This is a genomic window from Microbispora rosea, assembly GCF_044460045.1.
Classification (GTDB): domain Bacteria; phylum Actinomycetota; class Actinomycetes; order Streptosporangiales; family Streptosporangiaceae; genus Microbispora; species Microbispora rosea.
Genome location: NZ_JBITJO010000018.1, coordinates 55,743 through 72,354, shown reverse-complemented (window position 1 = coordinate 72,354; position 16,612 = coordinate 55,743). Strand labels below are relative to the sequence as shown.

Sequence of the window (16,612 nt, the reverse complement as noted above, 5' to 3'; positions counted from 1 at the left end):
GTTAAGCCTGCCAGCGCCGATGGTACTGCACCGGGGACGGTGTGGGAGAGTAGGACGCCGCCGGACAATCTTTGGTATGTGGGAGGGCCATCCTTGTTGGGGTGGCCCTTCCGCATTTCCCGGGGGGTTTTTCTTTTCTCTGGGTTCCCGTGGTGGGTGTTTCGCCGGCGGGTGTGTGTGTTTTTCCCCCGCGTCTGCTGCGGTTTCGTTTGGTGGGTGGTGCCCCGGTCGTGTTGGCCGGGGCTTTCGCATGTCCGGGGCCCGTTCTTTCGGGGGCCTGTCTAGGGGGCCGTTCCTTCCGGGGGCCCGTTTTCCGGGGGCACTCGTGGAAGGGGCGCTGAGGGACGCGGGGAGGGGGTGTCCCCCTGGCCTACGCGGCGTTGTGTGGGCTGGTGTGGGGTTGCCTGGCTGGTTCGTTGTGTGGGCCGGCTCGTGTCACGGGGCGACGTTGTCGGCGGCGCGGGCGGCATGCGGGAGGAGCGGAGCGGGCGGGAGGGAGGACCGCAGCGAAGGCCCAGCGGAGCGGGCTTCGCGAGGACCGGAGCTTCCGGCCGGCGCAGTGACGTCCCAACCCACCCGACCCCAACCCCACCCCACTGACCGCGACCCCCACCCGACCGACCGCGACCCCGACCGTGAAGCAAGCCGACCCCAACTCCTCTCACCGAACCCCCGGGCAACCGGGCGCAACGCTCCACCGACCGCGAAGCATTCGGCTCCAGGTGCAGTGATGCTCCACGACGCTCGCCCCTCTCGCTAATGGCTAGGGTTGCGGAGGTGACCGAGCGAATCATCCGCTTGTTGGCCCGCCACCTGTCCGGCTACGAGGTCAGAACCGTCGAACGGCTGGGCGAGGGACAGGACAACGCGGCGTACGAGGTCAATGGTGAGTTGGTCATACGGCAGAGCAAGATCGATGATTGGGCTCCCCATAGCGGCTCGGCTCCCCAAGGCGGCTCGTCTGCCAGTGGTGATTTGGCCGCCCGTGATGATCTGGCTGCCCGAGACGACGCGGCTCCCTATGGCGACTCGGCTCCCAGCGGTGACAGAGATCTCCAGGACGATTCGGCTCGTCCCAGTGAGGCGGATCTCCGCGGTGCTCCAGCTCTCCATCGCGACTCAGCTCTGCGTGGTGAAGCGGTGCGGCGAGAGGCGGCGTTGCTCGCGGTCGTGAGTGAGCTGTCGCCGCTGCCGGTGCCTCAGCCGATTTTCGTGGATGAGGAGGCGGGCGTGATCGCGTATCGCAAGCTGCCGGGGCGTCCGCTGAACCTGCACCCGGTCAAAGAGCCCACGCGTCTGGCGGCTCCCCTGGGCGATTTCCTGAGCCGGGTTCACGCGGCGCCGGTGGAGCGGATGGAGGCGTTCGTACCGCGTGACACCTTTCCGTTGAGCGAGCTCCTGGAGGAGGCCGAAGGGCATTACCGGGACATCGTCGCCCAGGTGCCGCCTGCGGCCCGGCGACAGGTCGAGGACTTCCTCGGCGCCGCGGTCCCTGCCGAGCCCGGCCTGCTGCTGTTCTGCCACAACGACCTGGGCAGCGAGCACCTGCTGGTGGACGTCGAGACGAGCGCCCTGACGGGCGTCATCGACTGGACCGATGCGGCCATCGCCGATCCCGCGTACGACCTGGCGCTCGTCTACCGGGACCTCGGGCCCGAGGTCTACGAGCGAACGCTGACGTATTACGAGGGGCACCACGACGACGCGGACCACGAGCGGGTCGTCTTCTACGCCCGGTGCGCGCTGCTGGAGGACATCGCCTATGGCCTGTGCTCAGGCGTCCGGGCGGGCTCGGGCGTGCGATCGTACGCGGACGCCGGTCTGGCCCACCTCGGCCGTACCTTCGCCTGAGGGCGATCAACCCGGTGACGTCGACGATCATCCTCGGGATACTGGTCGCCCATGGATGAGGTCAAAGTGGTCGTCGCCCACTCCGAGCGCGCGACCCTGCGCGTCGGTGACGTGTTCCTTAAGGTGGACGCCGATCGGGCGCGCATCGACGCCGAGGTCGAGGCGATGGCCGTGGTGCCGGTCCCGACCCCGAAGGTCCTGTGGCACAAGCCGCCGGTGCTCGCGATCGCCGCACTTCCGGGTACGGCGCTGGGCCGCCTCGGCGAGCCGTCGACCGCGTCCACTGCAGCGTGGGCCGCGGCGGGAGCCGCCATCCGGAGGTTGCATGACGCGCCGTTGCCGCCCAGGCCCGGCCAGGCCGGCCGGCTCCTCGACGAGTTGGCGGCGGATCTCGACGGCGAGTGCGAGTGGCTCGTGACGAACGGCGTCCTGCCCGCCGGCCTGGTCGCCCGCAACCGCCAGGTCGCCGAGGCCGCGCTCCGGCCGTGGACACCGGTCTTCACGCACGGCGACCTGCAGATCGATCACGTGTTCGTCGACGGCGACGAGATCACGGGCATCATCGACTGGTCCGAGGCCGGCCAGGGTGACGCCCTGTACGACCTCGCCACCTTGACGCTCGGACACGAGGAGCATCTCGGCGACGTCGTCGCCGGCTACGGCGCCGGCGTCGACCTCGACGTGATCCGCGCGTGGTGGTCGTTGCGAAGCCTGTCGAATGTCCGCTGGCTGCTCGAGCACGGCTTCGACCCGTTCGCGCCGGGCTGTGAGATCGACGTGCTGAGATCCCGGTCGTGAGGCCAGGACCTTCCGGTCGTCCGGGGTTCGCGGCCCGGAGGTCGTCCGCGTGCCGCTGCGTCCGGGCGGCCAAGCGGACCGCTTCGGTGCGGCCCGGCAGCCAGCCCCGGTGGGGTCAGCCGGTGACCAACCGGTAGCCCACTCCCCGCACGGTCTGGATCATCGTGTCCTCCACGTCGCCCAGCCGCGCGCGCAGGCGTTTGACGTGAACGGCGATGGTGTTGGTGGACGTCCCGTCGGCCGAGTGCCAGACGTTGCGCATGATCTGCTCGCGGGTGACCGTTCTGTCCGCGTTGCGCATCAGAAAGTGCAGCAGCTCGAACTCGCGCAGCGGCAGGTGCACGACACGGCCGCCGACCTTCACCTGATACGCCGTCACGTCGAGCTCCACGTCGCCGATCGTCAGCACGGTCCGGTGGCCGTCCTGCCGCCGGAATGCCGCCTGGACGAGGGGGAGAAGCTCGGGCACGCGGTATGGCCTGGCCACGCAGGCCGTCGCGCCCGCCTCCAGAGCCTGCAGGGCCTGCTCGGCATCGCCTCCGAAGTCGATGCCGAGCAGGACGGGCACGGCTCGCATGCGCCGTACGGCGCGGACGAACTCGACGGGGCCGACGATGGGGAGGGAGGCGGAGATCAACACGGCGTCGGGCCGGAGCGCCCCGGCCTGCAACAGCGCCTGGGCGCCGTCCGGGACGCCGGTGACGTCGACCCCCTCGGCCTGCATCGCCGCCGAGAGCTGCCGCACCAGACCCGCGTCCGAATCGGCCACCAGGAGCATGGGCGCCGTCCGAGTGTCCCCCTCCACTGCGGGTGCCGTCACCCAGGTCCCTCCAATGCAGTCAACCGGAAGCGGGCATCAGCCGAAGCGGCCCGTGATGTAGTCCTCGGTCGCCTTCTCGGCCGGGTTGGTGAAGATCTTCGAGGTCTCGTCCATCTCGACGAGCTTGCCCGGCTGACCCTGCGCGGCCAGGTTGAAGAACGCGGTCTTGTCGCTGACCCGGGCGGCCTGCTGCATGTTGTGCGTCACGATCACGATCGTGTAGTCCTGCTTGAGCTGGGAGATCAGGTCCTCGATCGCCAGCGTCGAGATGGGGTCGAGCGCCGAGCACGGCTCGTCCATGAGCAGCACCTGCGGGCGTACGGCGATCGCGCGGGCGATGCAGAGGCGCTGCTGCTGGCCGCCGGACAGGCCCGCGCCCGGCTTGCCCAGCCGGTCCTTGACCTCGTTCCAGAGGTTGGCGCCCTTGAGCGAGTCCTCGACGATGCCGTCCAGCTCCGATCGGGAGAAGCGGCCGTTCAGCTTGAGCCCGGCCGCCACGTTGTCGAAGATGGACATCGTGGGGAAGGGGTTCGGCCGCTGGAAGACCATGCCGATGGTCCGGCGGACCGACACCGGGTCGACGTCCGCGCCGTACAGGTCCTGGTCCTCGAGGCGGACCTTGCCCTCGACCCGGGCGCCGGGGATGACCTCGTGCATCCGGTTGAGGGTCCGCAGGAACGTCGACTTCCCGCAGCCCGAGGGGCCGATGAAGGCCGTCACCGAGCGCGGCTCGATCGTCATCGAGATGCCCTCGATCGCCTTGTGCGAGCCGTAGTACGCGTCGAGTCCCGCGACTTCGATCTGCTTGGCCATTCCTTACCTCCTCCTCGCGGGCGAACGCCACCAGGTGATGAGGCGTGCGACCAGGTTGAGCAGCATGACGATCAGGATCAGCGTGAGCGCGCCGGTCCAGGCCCGGTCGATCGCGGTGTCCGTCGGACGGCCGGCCTGATCGAAGACGTACAGCGGAAGCCCCATCTGGGGACCGTTGAACGGGTCGACGTTGATGGAGTCGGTGATGAAGACGGTCAGCAGCAGCGGCGCGGTCTCACCGGCGACGCGGGCCACGGCCAGCATGACGCCGGTCACGATTCCGGTGAAGGCCGTGGGCAGCACGACCTTGACGATGGTGCGCCACTTGGGCACGCCCAGCGCGTACGACGCCTCGCGCAGCTCCCGGGGGACCAGGCGGAGCATTTCCTCGGCCGACCTGACCACGACCGGCATCATCAGGATCGACAGGGCGAGCGCGCCGGCGAAGCCGGAGAACGGCATGCCGAGCACGAGGATCCAGAAGGCCAGGACGAAGAGCCCGGAAACGACGGAAGGGACGCCGGTCATGACGTCCACGAAGAAGCTGATTGTGCGTGACAGCCGTCCGCCCTCGCCGTACTCGACGAGGTAGACGGCGGTGAGCAGGCCGATCGGGACCGCGATGAGCGAGGCCAGCAGGACCTGTTCGAGGGTGCCGACGATGGCGTGGTAGGCGCCGCCGCCGGCGTCGCGTGCCCCGATGTTGCGCATGGAGTGGGTGAGGAACTCCATGTCGAAGCGGCCCATGCCGTTCTTGACGACGAGCCACAGCACCGACAGCAGCGGGATGACCGCGAGCGCGAACGCCAGGTAGACGAGCACCTGGACGAAGCGGTCCTTGGCTCGCCGGGCCGCGGAGATCGGCTGGATTCCGGTCTGTACGGTCATGCTGCGGCCCTCGCGTACTCCTTGCGGCGGGCGATGACGAAGCGGGCGCCCATGTTCACCAGCAGGGTGATGACGAACAGGACGAGACCCGAGGCGATCAGCGCGCCGCGACCCACCTCGGTCGCCTCGCCGAAGCCGTTGGCGATGTTGGCGGCGATGCTGTTGCCGGACGGGCCGAGGATCTGGAACGAGATCTTGAACGTCGCGGGGAAGATGAGCGCGACCGCGATCGTCTCGCCCATCGCGCGGCCGAGGCCGAGCATGGCGGCGCTGATGACGCCGGGCCGGCCGAACGGCAGGACCGACATCCTGATCATCTCCCAGCGCGTCGCGCCGAGCGCGAGCGCGGCCTCTTCCTGCATCTTGGGGGCCTGCAGGAAGACCTCGCGGGAGATCGCGGCGATGATCGGCAGGATCATGATCGCGAGCACGAGCGACGCGGTGAGCATGCTCTTGCCGACCACGGTGTCACCGCCGAAGAGCGGGATCCAGCCGAGGTAGTCGTTGAGGAACTTCGATGGGCCGAGCATGAACGGCACGAGGAAGGTGACGCCCCACAGGCCGTACACCACGCTGGGGACCGCCGCGAGGAGGTCCACCACGTAGCCCAGGACGGAGGCGAGCCGCCGGGGCGCGTAGTGCGAGATGAACAACGCGACGCCGATCGCGACCGGGGTGGCGATGAGCAGCGCGAGCAGCGAGCTCAGCACGGTGCCGAAGGCGAGCGCCGCGATGCCGAAGACCGGCTTGGTGGCGTTCGGCTGCCAGGTCAGCTCGGTCAGGAAGTGGGACGTGTTCGCCTGGAGGGCGGGGACGGCTTTGACGACCAGGAACACCCCGATCGCGGCCATGATCGCCAGAAGGACGACACCGGCCCCGGTCGAGGCGAAGCGGAACGGGCCGTCGCCGCGGCTGCGCCGGAAGGCGGACCGGCGCATGGCCGGCCCGCTCTCCCTGGTTCTGGTTGATGTCGCCATCTGTTAGGAAATCGCCTCGACGGCGGTGCGGACCTTGCCGAGCAGGCTCGACGGCAGCGGGGCGTAGCCGAGGCTGGTCAGCGCCTGCTGGCCCTCGTCGCTGGAGGTGTAGGTCAGGAACGACTTGACCAGGGTCACGTCCTCGGCCGCCAGGCCCTTCTCGCAGGTGATCTCGTACGTCACGAGCACGATCGGGTAGGCGCCCGCGGCCTTGGTGCCGTAGTCGATCTTCAGCTTGAGGTCGTTGCCGGTGCCCGCGATCTCCGCGGCCTCGACGGTCTTGCCCGCGCTCTCCGGCGTGAGCTCGACGTACTCGCCGGCGCCGTTGGCGACCTTGGCCTTCTGCAGCTGCGAGTTGTCGGCGAAGGACAGCTCGACGTAGCTGATCGCGCCCTCGGTGCTCTTGACGCTGGACGCGATGCCGTCTGAGCCCTTGGAGCCCTGGCCCTGCGCCTCGGCGGGCCACGCCTTGGCCGGCTCGTACGGCCAGTCCGCGTCGGCGGTGGCCTTCATGAACTTGGTGAAGTTGTCGCTGGTGCCCGACTCGTCCGAGCGGTGGAACGCCTGGATGGCGGTCGAGGGCAGCTGCGCGTCGGGGTTGTCGGCCTTGATGGCCGGGTCGTCCCACTTGGTGATCTTGCTGTTGAAGATGCCGGCGATGGTCTTCGGCGAGAGCTGGAGGCCGTCCACGCCCGGCAGGTTGTAGACGACGGCCACCGGGCCGGTCACCATCGGCAGGTTGATCGCCTTGCCGGTCTTGCAGCGGGCGTCGGCCTGGGCGGGCTCGCCCTTCTCGTCGTTCAGGGCCGAGTCGGAGCCGGCGAAGGCCACCGTGCCCTGGATGAACGCCTGGACACCGGCGCCGGAGCCGCTCGGGTTGTAGTTGATGCTGACGCCGGGGTTCGACGACTGGAAGTTCTTCTTCCACTCCGCGATGGCGTTCGCCTGGGCCGAGGAGCCGGCGGCGTTGATGGTGCCCTTCAGCGTGTCGTCGCCCTGAGCGGGAGCGGCGGCGCTGGAGGTGCCCCCCGCGGTGCTCGTGTTGTCATCGGTCCCGCATGCGGCGAGCGAGAGCACGCCGACGATAGTGGCGGCGGCGAGCCGGCCTGCATACTTCACGGTTGTTCCTCCCCATGTCTTCTCAACACCAGGGACGGTAGGGAGCCAAGGTGACCTAAACCCTTGGTAAAGGTGAACGGGCAGTGAACGCCCCCGGTCGCTCTTGCGAGGCCTGAGAAGAGATAACGAGCAGGTCACGGGCGTTATGGGAGAGGATTGAGTTCATGAAGCGTGTATGTCTGGTCTGCATGGGGAACATCTGCCGATCGCCGATGGCCGAGGTGGTGCTGCGCCGTACGCTGGCCGAACGCGGGCTCGACGTGGAGGTGGACAGCGCCGGCACCGGCGGCTGGCATGCGGGGGAGCCGATGGACGAGCGGGCCCTGGCCACGCTGGCCGACCACGGCTACGACGGGTCGTCCCACCGGGCCCGCCAGTTCGACCGGGCGTGGTTCGCCGAGCGTGACCTCATCCTCGTGATGGACCAGGACAACCTGCGCGCCCTGCGACGGATCGCCCCGCCGGACGCCGACGTCCGGCTGCTGCGGTCGTTCGACCCGGCCGCCCCCGAGGGCGCCGAGGTGCCCGACCCCTACTACGGCGGACGCGAGGGCTTCGTCGAGGTGCTGCGGATGGTCGAGGCCGCCTGCGAGGGGGTGGCCAAGCACCTTGAGGATCACTAGGGATCTCGGTGGCGGGCACGCCTGGACGCTGCACGAGGGCGTGCTCGGCGACGGCCGCAGGGTGTTCGTCAAGAGAAGCTCGGACGCGTCTGCCGTTCTCGACAGCGAGGCGGCGGGGCTGCGCTGGCTGGCCGAGCCGGGGGCGGTCGCCGTCCCCGAGGTGATCTCCGCGGACGGCGGCACGCTGGTGCTGGAGTGGATCGACACCGCCCCCGCGACGGCCGGGGCCGCCGAGCGGTTCGGGCGTGTGCTGGCCGCCCTGCACGCGGCCGGCGCCGACGGCTTCGGCGCCCCCTGGCCCGGCTACATCGCCGAGCTTCCAATGGGCAACGAGCCCGCGCCGGACTGGCCGTCGTTCTACGTGTCTCGCCGCGTGCTCCCGTTCGTACGGCTCGCGCGCGACCGCGGCGCGCTGTCGGCCGCGGACGTGGAGTTGGTCGAGGAGGCGTGCGACCGGGTGGCGGAGGTCGCCGGGCCGGCGGAGCCGCCGAGCCGGATCCACGGCGACCTGTGGAGCGGAAACCTGCTGTGGTCCGCGGACGGGGTCGTGCTGGTCGACCCGGCCGCCCACGGCGGCCACAGGGAGACCGACCTCGCGATGCTGGCGCTGTTCGGGGCGCCGCACCTCAACACGATCCTCGCGGCCTATCGGGAGGCGGCGCCCCTCGCGGACGGGTGGCGCGAGCGCGTGCCCCTGCATCAGCTGCACCCGCTCGCCGTCCACGTCTGCCTGTTCGGCGAGGCGTACCGCGGCAGCCTCCTCACCGCCGCGGGCGACGTCCTCGCCTTGTGACCAGGCCGGCCACAAGGAATCCCGAAAGGATATTTGTCAGCCGAAGGAGGGATTTATCCACGCGGACCGGAAATAATTCGAGCCCGAGACGCCGCTGCTCTTGACGACCGTCATTTTCAGGCGGATTCGCGGCACTCCCGAGACCCGGGCGGTGATGCCCGGCGCGTTCGTGTACGTCGCCACCTGTTGGGCGAGCACGTTGTCGTCAAGGTCGACGACGGAGAATCGCACTCTCGCCGACGTGTTGGGTGACGCGCGGTCGATTCCCACTTTCGCCGTGAACGTGGTCGCGTTCTGTGGCACCACGTAGTCGAGGTATCCGGCCACGGCGCCCGAGCTTTCGACGCGGCACGTCATGGCGTTGAACTGCTCGTCCGAACCCGCGAGGGTGACCGAGCGGTCGAGCCAGTCGTTGCTGAACCCTCCCGGCGGGCCGCAGCCGTCGACGTCGACGGCGGCCGGGCGGGTCAGGGACGTCGCGGCGGTGCCGCCCGTAGTGGCGTCCGCCGCGCTCGCCTGCGGGGAAGGGGCCGCCGGGCCGGCGGTGACCGTGGTGGTGACCGTCGCCGTCGCCGTGGCCGTGTGGGTCACCGCGATCCTGTCTCCGACGACGTCCCGCACCGTGTCGGGGGCGGTGATGACGGCGACCGCGACCGCAGATCCGGCGGTGATGAGCGTGCCGGCGAAGGTCAGGATGCCGCTGATCCACGCTATTCTCCGGGCGTTTCTCCGCTCCTTGTCGCCCTGATCGTCCTGGGCTTTCCGGGGTTTGGCTGGTGCGCTCATCGTCGTTATTCCGGCTCGATCCACTCGTGGGCTGGGAAGGCCGCTTGCGCGTCCGGTATTTCGACGCGATCCACGAGAAGCCGGTTGGCGGTGTGGGTGTCACAAGAGGAACACGAATTCCCGCCGAGTCGGCCGGATTTCACTACCGTTTACGCTGAAAAATACCCTTATAAAGGCATTTTTTTGGGCAGTCCCGCCGGGCCGCGAAGGCGGTGACTGCCCAAATGATCCGGAAAGCCGGGAGGCGGCTCAGCGCGGGGACAGGCGCTTGAGGACCTCGCCGTGGAGCAGGCCGTTGGTGCAGACGAGGTTGCCGCCGTCGAGGGGCGCGGCGCCGTCGAGCGAGGTGCAGGAGCCGCCGGCCTCCTCGACGATGATCGTGAGAGCGGCCATGTCCCAGGGGGACAGCTCCGGCTCGGCGGAGATGTCCACGGCGCCCTCGGCGACCATCATGTGCGACCAGAAGTCGCCGTAGCCGCGCGTGCGCCAGCACTCCCTGGTGAGGTCGAGGAACGGGTCGAGCCGCCCGGCCTTCTCCCATTCGTCCAGGTCGGAGAACGAGAAGGAGGCGTCGTCGAGACGGCCGACCGAGGACACCTCACAGCGCGTGGCCTTGCTCAGACTCCGTCCGCTCCACGCGCCGCTCTCCTTGGCGGCCCACCAGCGGCGGCCGAGCGCCGGGGCCGAGACCACGCCCACGACGACCTTGCCGTGCTCCATCAGCGCGATCAGCGTGGCCCACACGGGGACTCCGCGTACGTAGTTCTTGGTGCCGTCGATCGGGTCGACGATCCAGGAGCGCATGCCGTAGCCGGTCATCCCGAACTCCTCGCCCACGACGGCGTCGCGGGGCCGGGCACGGCGCAGCGTGCCGCGGATCGCCTCCTCCACGGCCCGGTCGGCGTCGCTGACCGGCGTGAGGTCGGGCTTGGTGTCGACCTTGAGGTCCACGGCCTTGAAACGGCGCATCGTGATGTCGTCGGCGGCGTCCGCCAGCAGATGCGCGAGGTGCAGGTCGTCGCGGTACTCCGTCACAGGGCCAACGTATCGTGCGGCGACCTGCTGACATCAGAGGAAGAATCACTCCAAGCCATACCGACAGGTAACATCCCGGCCATGGACATCGGCGCCTTCATGCTCGACAGCGTTCCGTTCGCGCGGCTGCTCGGCATCACGTTCGACTCGATCGGCTCCGGTGAGGCGGTCGCCCGCCTGGCCGACCGGGGAGACCTGCGAAACCACGTCGGCGGCCCGCACGCCGGCGCCCTGTTCACACTGGCCGAGACCGCCTCGGGCGCGGCCATGCTCTCGGCCTTCGGCGACCAACTGTCCCGCGCCGTGCCGCTGGCGACCGAGGCGAGGATCGGCTACCGCAAGCTCGCGATGGGCGAGGTCACCGCCGCCGCCACCCTCCGGGCCGAGCGGCAGGCGGTCGTCGCCCTGCTGGACGCGGGGGAGCGGCCCGAGTTCGAGGTCGCCGTCGAGATCCGCAACGCCGAAGACGTCGTCGTCTCGGAGATGACCGTCTCCTGGACCCTGCGCCCCAACCGCGCGGCCTGACCCCTCACTCGGCTCACTCGGCCAGCAGATCGTCCGGCGAGGAACGGGCGAGCCCGGCGAGGGTGGCCAGGGCGCGCGCCAGCGTCTCGGGCGGGGGAGAGGCCAGGCCGAGACGGACGGCGTTCGGGGTGCGGTTGTCGCCGACGGCGAAGGCCGCCGCCGGGGTGACGGCGATGCCGTGCCGTGCGGCGGCGGCCACGAACGTGTCGGCCCGCCACGGCGGCGGAAGCTCCCACCAGCAGTAGTAGGACCGCGGATCGCCGCGGACGGCGAACTCGCCCAGGTGGCGGCTCGCGATCTCCTGCCGGGCCTCGGCGTCCCGCCGCTTGCCCCGGCTCAGCGATTCCACGATGCCGTCGCCGGCGAGCCGGACCGCCGCCTCCAGCGCGAACCGCGGCGGCGCGGAACCCCCCGAGTGCAGCGCCGCGGTCACGTGGGGGACGACGGCCTCGGGAACGACGGCGAATCCGACGGTCAGCCCGGGCGCGAGCCGTTTGGAGAGGCTGTCGACGAGGATCGTGCGCTCGGGCGCCACGGCGGCGAGCGGTGGTGCCTCGTGCCGCAGGAACGACCAGATGCCGTCCTCGATCGCGGGCACGTCCAGCCGCTCCAGCACGGCCGCGAGCTCGGCGCGGCGCTCGACCGGCATGGTGAGCGACAGCGGGTTGTGCAGCGTCGGCTGGAGGTAGACCGCTCTCAGCGGAGCCTTGCGGGCGGCGGCCTCGACAGCCTCGGGCACCAGGCCCGCCTCGTCGACCGGCAGGGGCACGAGGGTGACCCCGAGCCGGGCGGCGATCGTCTTCACGACGGGGTAGGTGAGCTCCTCGACGCCCAGCCGCGCACCCGGCGGGACCAGCGCGGCGATGACGGCCGCGATCGCCTGGCGGCCGTTGCCGGCGAAGAGCACCCGCGCCGGGTCGGGGCGCCAGCCGGCCCGGGCGAGCAGGTCCGCGACGGCCTCGCGGGCGTGGGGAGTGCCCGCCGCGCCCACCGGCCGCATGGACGCCTCCAGCACATCGGGGCGCAGCAGCGGCCTGATGCCGTCCGCGAGCAGGCCGGCCTGCTCGGGGATGACGGGGTAGTTGAGTTCGAGGTCGATCCTGGTGCCGCTCGGTTCGGCCAGGGCGGTCCCGGGCCGCCGGGCGGAGGCGCGGACGAAGGTGCCACGGCCGACCTCGCCGACCGTGAGGCCGCGGCGGGTCAGCTCCGCGTAGACGCGCGCCGCCGTGGAGCCGGCGATGCCGCGCCGCCGGGCGAAGTCCCGCTGCGGAGGAAGCCGGTCTCCCGGCCTGAGCCGTCCGGCCGCGATGTCCGCGGCGACCTCGTCGGCCAGCTCACGGTAGTCCTCCATCGCCGCCCCCTCTTCGTGGCACGGTGTCCGATCCAAACACAATATTGCTCCGAGAGCAATATCCAATATTGCATTTATTGTTCGGAGTGAAATAGCCTGAGGAGGCCGTCCGGACCGGCATTGATGACCTGCGAGGAAAGGGCGGCGTCATGGTCGAACCGAATGCGGTGCTGGGTGTCGTGTCCGTGGCGCTCGGAATGGTGCTCTCTCCGGGCCCGAACATGATGTATCTCGTATCGCGGAGCATCAGTCAGGGACGCCGGGCCGGAATAATCTCGTTGAGCGGAGTGGTCGCGGGATTCCTCGTCTATCTGACGGCGACGAATCTCGGCCTGGCGGCGCTGTTCGCCGCGGTCCCGCAGGTTCTCACGGCGATACGGCTGGCCGGGGCGGGTTACCTGATGTGGCTCGCCTGGAAGACGATCAGGCCGGGCGGCGCTTCGGTGTTCACCGTGCGGGACGTGCCGCACGACCCGCCGCCCCGGCTTTTCGCCATGGGACTGATGACGAACCTGCTCAATCCGAAGATCGCCATTCTGTATGTCTCCGTCATTCCGCAGTTCGTCGATATCCGAGCGGGGAACGTGCTGGCGCAGGGCGTCGTTCTCGGCCTTTTCCAGATCGCGGTGGCCGCGACGGTGAATTTCTCGATCGTGCTGGCCGCCGGAAGCGTCGCGGGATTCCTGGCGCACCGGCCGGCGTGGTTGCGAGCCCAGCGGATCGCCATGGGGAGCATGCTCGGAGCGCTCGCCGTGATGCTCGCCTTCAGCCGGAGCGCGTCGTTCTAGTCTTCGTCGGAAGAGCCCTCGCGGCTGGCGAGCAACCGCCGCAGGGACTCCAGGCGTGCGGGCTCCGCGTGCCCCTCCGCGACGTAGCGGTCGAGGGCGCAGTCGTCGCCGAGGTGGGTGCAGCCCTTGGGGCATTCGGTTGTGGCGTCCACCAGGTCGGGGAAGGCGGCGAGCACGGTCTCCACCGAGATGTGGGCGAGCCCGAAGCTGCGCACCCCGGGGGTGTCGATGATCCAGCCGCCCTCCGGCAGTTCCAGGGCGACCGCGGAGGTGGAGGTGTGCCTGCCGCGGCCGGTGACGGCGTTCACATGGGACACGGCCCGGTGGGCGTGCGGCACCAGCGCGTTGACCAGGGTCGACTTTCCGACCCCGGAGTGCCCGACCAGCACGCTGAGCCGGTCCGCGAGCGCCTCGGCCAGGTCGTCGACCGGGCCGCCCTTGCGCACGACCACGTACGGCACGCCGAGAGGCTCGTACAGCGCGACGAGGTCGTCGGCGGGGGCCAGGTCGGCCTTGGTCAGGCACAGCAGCGGCTCGATGTCGGCGTCGAAGGCCGCGACGAGCATCCGGTCGATCATCCGGGGCCGTGGCGGGGGATCGGCGAGCGCGGTGACGATGACCAACTGGTCGGCGTTGGCGACGATGGGGCGCTCGATGTCGTCCACGTCGTCGGCGCTGCGGCGCAGCATCGAGGTGCGCTCCTCCACGCGGACGATGCGCGCCAGCGTGTCGGGCTGCCCGGTCACGTCGCCCACCAGCGCCACGCGGTCGCCCACCACGATGCCCTTGCGCCCGAGCTCGCGGGCCTTCATGGCCACCACGAGGGTGCGCTCGCCCCGCCGCTTCTTCGGCGTCGTGGAACGGGGGACGCCCTCGCCGACCAGACAGGTGTAACGCCCGCGGTCGACGGCCACCACGAAGCCCTCGACGGCCTCGCTGTGGGCAGGCCGGATCCGGGTCCGCGGCCGTGAGCCCTTGCCCGGCCTGACCCTGACGTCGTCCTCGTCGTAATGCCGCTTTTTCAGTGCCCGCGCCCCGATCGTCCGGGGATCAGCCGCTCGCTCATGCCGTCTCCTCGCCTGGCGCGCTGCCCAGCATCGCGGCCCACATGCGCGGGAACTCGGGCAGCGTCTTGGATGTCGTCGCGATGTCCTCGACTTCGACGCCCGGCACGACCAGGCCGATGACCGCGCCCGCCGTGGCCATGCGGTGGTCGGCGTAGGAGTGGAAGACGCCGCCGGTCAGCGGCCGGGGGTGGATGTCCAGGCCGTCGTCGGTCTCCCGGGCGTCGCCGCCCAGCCGGTTGATCTCCGCGGCGAGGGCGGTGATCCGGTCGGTCTCGTGCCCCCGGATGTGCGCCACGCCCCGGATGCGGGACGGCCCGTCGGCCAGCGCGGCGAGCGCGGCGATCGTGGGGGTGAGCTCGCTGACGTCGCGCAGGTCGGCGTCGATGCCGCGCACAGCGCCCTCGCCGGTGACCCGCAGGCCCTCCGGCACCCGCTCGACCCGCGCGCCCATCTCGGCGAGCAGTTCGCGCAGCGCGTCGCCGCCCTGCGTCGTCTCCTCCGGCCAGTCCGGCACGACGACCGAGCCGCCGGTGACCAGGGCCGCCGCGAGGAAGGGAGCGGCGTTCGACAGGTCGGGCTCGACCGTGACGTCCCTGGCCCGGATCGGGCCGGGCTGCACCCGCCACACGTCGCGCTCGGAGTCGTCCACGTCGACGCCCGCCTGGCGCAGCATCTGCACGGTCATCTCGATGTGCGGCATCGACGGGACGGGCGGACCGTCGTGCCGCACCGTCACGCCCTTCTCGAAGCGCGCGGCGGCCAGCAGCAGTCCGGAGACCATCTGCGAGGAGACCGAGGCGTCGAGGGTGACCTCGCCGCCGGGGATCGGTCCGCGGATCGTGAACGGCAGCGCGTCGTTGTCCACCGACGCGCCGAGCGCGCGCAGCGCGCCCAGGATCGGGCCCATCGGCCGCTTGCGGGCGTGGGGGTCGCCGTCGAAGAAGACCGGTCCGTCGGCCAGCGCGGCGACCGGGGGCACGAACCGCATGACGGTCCCGGCCAGCCCGACGTCGATCGACGCCCCGCCGCGTACGGGATGAGGGGTCACCGACCAGTCCACGCTGTCGGCGCTCTCGTTGGACGGCGTCATCTCGGCGCCGAGCGAGCGCAGCGCGGCCGCCATCAGGTCGGCGTCGCGGCTGCGCAGCGCGAGTCGTACGGCGCCGGGGGCGTCGGCCAGCGCGGCGAGCAGCAGTGCCCTGTTGGTCACCGACTTCGAGCCGGGCAGGCGGACCGTCGCACGAACCGGCTCGGCGGCCACGGGGGCGGGCCAGAGCGGTGCGCCGGCGTTCTTCTCGACGCCGTTCTGATCGATGCCGTGCGGCGCGGCGCCGCCGGACGCGGACTGCGGAGAGGCCATGCCGCAAGCTTAGTGCGCGCACGCTCGTCCGCACCGTCGTGAGAAGCCGTGAGAACGTGTGCGGCCCGCCCCGGGACACGACTTCGTGGCAGTCTTGGTGGCATGTGCGGGAGGTACGCGTCTGCGCGGAAGAAGCAGGAGTTGCTGGAGGAGTTCCAGGTCGAGCTGGACGGGGTGCCCGACCAGGTGCCCGGCGGCGAGCTCCGGCCCGACTACAACGTCGCGCCCACCAAGAACGTCTACGCGGTCATGAGCCGTGTGCCGAAGGACGACGACGGCGAGCGCCCGGGCGACGAGCCGGTCAGGCAGTTGCGGGTGGTCCGGTGGGGGCTCGTGCCGAGCTGGGCCAAGGACCCGTCGGTGGGCTCGCGGATGATCAACGCCAGGGTGGAGACCGTGGCGGAGAAGCCGTCCTACCGCAGGGCGCTGAAGTCGCGGCGCTGCCTGATCCCGGCGGACGGCTACTACGAGTGGATGCCGCTGGAGGGCAAGAAGAAGCAGCCGTTCTTCATCCATCCCGCCGACGGCGGCGTGCTCGCCATGGCCGGTCTGTACGAGTTCTGGAAGGACCCCACCCGCCCGGACGACGACCCGCTGAAGTGGCTGTGCACCTGCACGGTGATCACCACCACGGCGACGGACAAGCTGGGCCGCATCCACGACCGGATGCCGATGATGGTCGAGCGCGACCGCTGGACGGAGTGGCTCGACCCGCGCGTGACCGACCCCACGGGCCTGCTCGTCCCGGCCGGCCCGGACCGGCTGGAGGCGTACGCCGTTTCCGACGCCGTCAACAGCGTCCGTCACAACGGTCCCGAGCTGATCGAGGCCCTGAAGGGCGATGACGTCCCGCGCCTGCTCTGACGGCTCCCCGGACAAGACGTTCCCGGCCCGAGCACAGGCACGGGCGGAGCCGTTCAGGCTGTCCTATGGCGGACAAGCTGCTTGATGGAAGTCAGGGCCGGACGTACGCTCCGGTGGCGCTTGCACGACATGTACGTAATTCGCCACTCTCAGT

General features: G+C 70.4%; 17 protein-coding genes and 1 rRNA gene. 8 read left to right on the top strand and 10 right to left on the bottom strand.

Annotation, left to right across the window (positions count from 1 at the left end; all coding sequences use genetic code 11):
* The 3 genes from rrf to ACIBK1_RS39750 form a co-directional block, all read left to right on the top strand.
* Positions 1–66 (top strand): 5S ribosomal RNA (gene rrf, locus ACIBK1_RS40655); the annotation flags it as partial.
* A gap of 711 nt (positions 67–777) precedes the next feature.
* On the top strand, positions 778–1,851 hold the full coding sequence (locus ACIBK1_RS39755) for a phosphotransferase family protein (RefSeq protein ID WP_396740798.1): 1,074 nt from the start codon (positions 778–780) through the stop codon (positions 1,849–1,851).
* Between the two features lie 51 nt (positions 1,852–1,902).
* Positions 1,903–2,649, top strand: a complete 747-nt coding sequence (locus ACIBK1_RS39750) for a phosphotransferase family protein (protein WP_396740796.1) — start codon at positions 1,903–1,905, stop codon at positions 2,647–2,649.
* 115 nt (positions 2,650–2,764) lie between these two features.
* Here ACIBK1_RS39750 and ACIBK1_RS39745 read toward each other — a convergent pair whose 3' ends face one another.
* Genes ACIBK1_RS39745 through pstS form a run of 5 tightly spaced genes read right to left on the bottom strand, consistent with a single transcriptional unit; the run spans position 2,765 to position 7,266 of the window.
* On the bottom strand, positions 2,765–3,469 hold the full coding sequence (locus ACIBK1_RS39745; RefSeq protein ID WP_231514128.1) for a response regulator transcription factor: 705 nt from the start codon (positions 3,467–3,469) through the stop codon (positions 2,765–2,767).
* Between the two features lie 36 nt (positions 3,470–3,505).
* The gene (gene pstB, locus ACIBK1_RS39740) at positions 3,506–4,282 is read right to left on the bottom strand and encodes a phosphate ABC transporter ATP-binding protein PstB (protein WP_030511412.1); all 777 of its coding nucleotides are present in this window, start codon (positions 4,280–4,282) and stop codon (positions 3,506–3,508) included.
* Positions 4,283–4,285: 3 nt separating this feature from the next.
* The gene (gene pstA / locus ACIBK1_RS39735; RefSeq protein WP_030511413.1) at positions 4,286–5,170 is read right to left on the bottom strand and encodes a phosphate ABC transporter permease PstA; all 885 of its coding nucleotides are present in this window, start codon (positions 5,168–5,170) and stop codon (positions 4,286–4,288) included.
* Positions 5,167–6,108, bottom strand: coding sequence for a phosphate ABC transporter permease subunit PstC (pstC, locus tag ACIBK1_RS39730; protein ID WP_231514129.1), 942 nt, complete (start codon positions 6,106–6,108; stop codon positions 5,167–5,169). Before pstC ends, pstA begins: the two co-directional genes overlap by 4 nt.
* A gap of 42 nt (positions 6,109–6,150) precedes the next feature.
* The gene (pstS, locus tag ACIBK1_RS39725) at positions 6,151–7,266 is read right to left on the bottom strand and encodes a phosphate ABC transporter substrate-binding protein PstS (protein WP_076442224.1); all 1,116 of its coding nucleotides are present in this window, start codon (positions 7,264–7,266) and stop codon (positions 6,151–6,153) included.
* 164 nt (positions 7,267–7,430) lie between these two features.
* Here pstS and ACIBK1_RS39720 point away from each other — a divergent pair, with 164 nt between their 5' ends.
* Together ACIBK1_RS39720 and ACIBK1_RS39715 are read left to right on the top strand one after the other, a co-directional pair.
* Positions 7,431–7,889: a low molecular weight protein-tyrosine-phosphatase gene (locus ACIBK1_RS39720; RefSeq protein ID WP_030511416.1), complete on the top strand. Its 459-nt coding sequence runs from the start codon at positions 7,431–7,433 to the stop codon at positions 7,887–7,889.
* Positions 7,876–8,682, top strand: coding sequence for a fructosamine kinase family protein (locus tag ACIBK1_RS39715; protein ID WP_036408627.1), 807 nt, complete (start codon positions 7,876–7,878; stop codon positions 8,680–8,682). The genes ACIBK1_RS39720 and ACIBK1_RS39715 overlap by 14 nt, the downstream gene beginning before the upstream one ends.
* A gap of 36 nt (positions 8,683–8,718) precedes the next feature.
* Here ACIBK1_RS39715 and ACIBK1_RS39710 read toward each other — a convergent pair whose 3' ends face one another.
* A complete protein-coding gene (locus ACIBK1_RS39710; protein ID WP_030511418.1) occupies positions 8,719–9,468 on the bottom strand; it encodes an NPCBM/NEW2 domain-containing protein in 750 nt (249 codons plus the stop codon).
* Between the two features lie 249 nt (positions 9,469–9,717).
* The gene (gene hisN, locus ACIBK1_RS39705; RefSeq protein ID WP_030511419.1) at positions 9,718–10,503 is read right to left on the bottom strand and encodes a histidinol-phosphatase; all 786 of its coding nucleotides are present in this window, start codon (positions 10,501–10,503) and stop codon (positions 9,718–9,720) included.
* Between the two features lie 81 nt (positions 10,504–10,584).
* On the opposite strand from hisN, the gene ACIBK1_RS39700 reads away from it, so the two are divergent.
* Positions 10,585–11,028, top strand: a complete 444-nt coding sequence (locus tag ACIBK1_RS39700; RefSeq protein ID WP_030511420.1) for a DUF4442 domain-containing protein — start codon at positions 10,585–10,587, stop codon at positions 11,026–11,028.
* A 13-nt stretch (positions 11,029–11,041) separates the two neighbouring features.
* Here ACIBK1_RS39700 and ACIBK1_RS39695 read toward each other — a convergent pair whose 3' ends face one another.
* Positions 11,042–12,379 (bottom strand): aminotransferase-like domain-containing protein, encoded by a 1,338-nt coding sequence (locus ACIBK1_RS39695; protein ID WP_030511421.1) that lies wholly within the window; start codon positions 12,377–12,379, stop codon positions 11,042–11,044.
* A gap of 179 nt (positions 12,380–12,558) precedes the next feature.
* Between ACIBK1_RS39695 and ACIBK1_RS39690 the strand changes: the two genes are divergently transcribed.
* Positions 12,559–13,167: a LysE family translocator gene (locus tag ACIBK1_RS39690; RefSeq protein WP_396740792.1), complete on the top strand. Its 609-nt coding sequence runs from the start codon at positions 12,559–12,561 to the stop codon at positions 13,165–13,167.
* Here the strand turns inward: ACIBK1_RS39690 and rsgA are convergent.
* Together rsgA and aroA are read right to left on the bottom strand one after the other, a co-directional pair.
* The gene (gene rsgA, locus ACIBK1_RS39685) at positions 13,164–14,192 is read right to left on the bottom strand and encodes a ribosome small subunit-dependent GTPase A (protein ID WP_030511423.1); all 1,029 of its coding nucleotides are present in this window, start codon (positions 14,190–14,192) and stop codon (positions 13,164–13,166) included. The genes ACIBK1_RS39690 and rsgA overlap by 4 nt on opposite strands.
* A 37-nt stretch (positions 14,193–14,229) precedes the next feature.
* Entirely contained in the window at positions 14,230–15,594 is a 1,365-nt protein-coding gene (gene aroA / locus ACIBK1_RS39680) for a 3-phosphoshikimate 1-carboxyvinyltransferase (RefSeq protein ID WP_396740790.1), read from the bottom strand.
* Positions 15,595–15,696: 102 nt separating this feature from the next.
* On the opposite strand from aroA, the gene ACIBK1_RS39675 reads away from it, so the two are divergent.
* Positions 15,697–16,458: an SOS response-associated peptidase gene (locus ACIBK1_RS39675; protein WP_396740788.1), complete on the top strand. Its 762-nt coding sequence runs from the start codon at positions 15,697–15,699 to the stop codon at positions 16,456–16,458.
* The last annotated feature ends 154 nt before the right edge of the window (positions 16,459–16,612 follow it).

What these genes read in the sequence shown, in the direction of transcription:
- ACIBK1_RS39750 (WP_396740796.1), top strand. Translation starts at nt 1,903, where the DNA reads ATGGATGAGGTCAAAGTGGTCGTCGCCCACTCCGAGCGCGCGACCCTG.
- pstB (WP_030511412.1), bottom strand. Translation starts at nt 4,282, where the DNA reads ATGGCCAAGCAGATCGAAGTCGCGGGACTCGACGCGTACTACGGCTCG.
- pstA (WP_030511413.1), bottom strand. Translation starts at nt 5,170, where the DNA reads ATGACCGTACAGACCGGAATCCAGCCGATCTCCGCGGCCCGGCGAGCC.
- pstC (WP_231514129.1), bottom strand. Translation starts at nt 6,108, where the DNA reads ATGCGCCGGTCCGCCTTCCGGCGCAGCCGCGGCGACGGCCCGTTCCGC.
- ACIBK1_RS39720 (WP_030511416.1), top strand. Translation starts at nt 7,431, where the DNA reads ATGAAGCGTGTATGTCTGGTCTGCATGGGGAACATCTGCCGATCGCCG.
- ACIBK1_RS39710 (WP_030511418.1), bottom strand. Translation starts at nt 9,468, where the DNA reads ATGAGCGCACCAGCCAAACCCCGGAAAGCCCAGGACGATCAGGGCGAC.
- ACIBK1_RS39700 (WP_030511420.1), top strand. Translation starts at nt 10,585, where the DNA reads ATGGACATCGGCGCCTTCATGCTCGACAGCGTTCCGTTCGCGCGGCTG.
- ACIBK1_RS39695 (WP_030511421.1), bottom strand. Translation starts at nt 12,379, where the DNA reads ATGGAGGACTACCGTGAGCTGGCCGACGAGGTCGCCGCGGACATCGCG.
- aroA (WP_396740790.1), bottom strand. Translation starts at nt 15,594, where the DNA reads ATGGCCTCTCCGCAGTCCGCGTCCGGCGGCGCCGCGCCGCACGGCATC.
- ACIBK1_RS39675 (WP_396740788.1), top strand. Translation starts at nt 15,697, where the DNA reads ATGTGCGGGAGGTACGCGTCTGCGCGGAAGAAGCAGGAGTTGCTGGAG.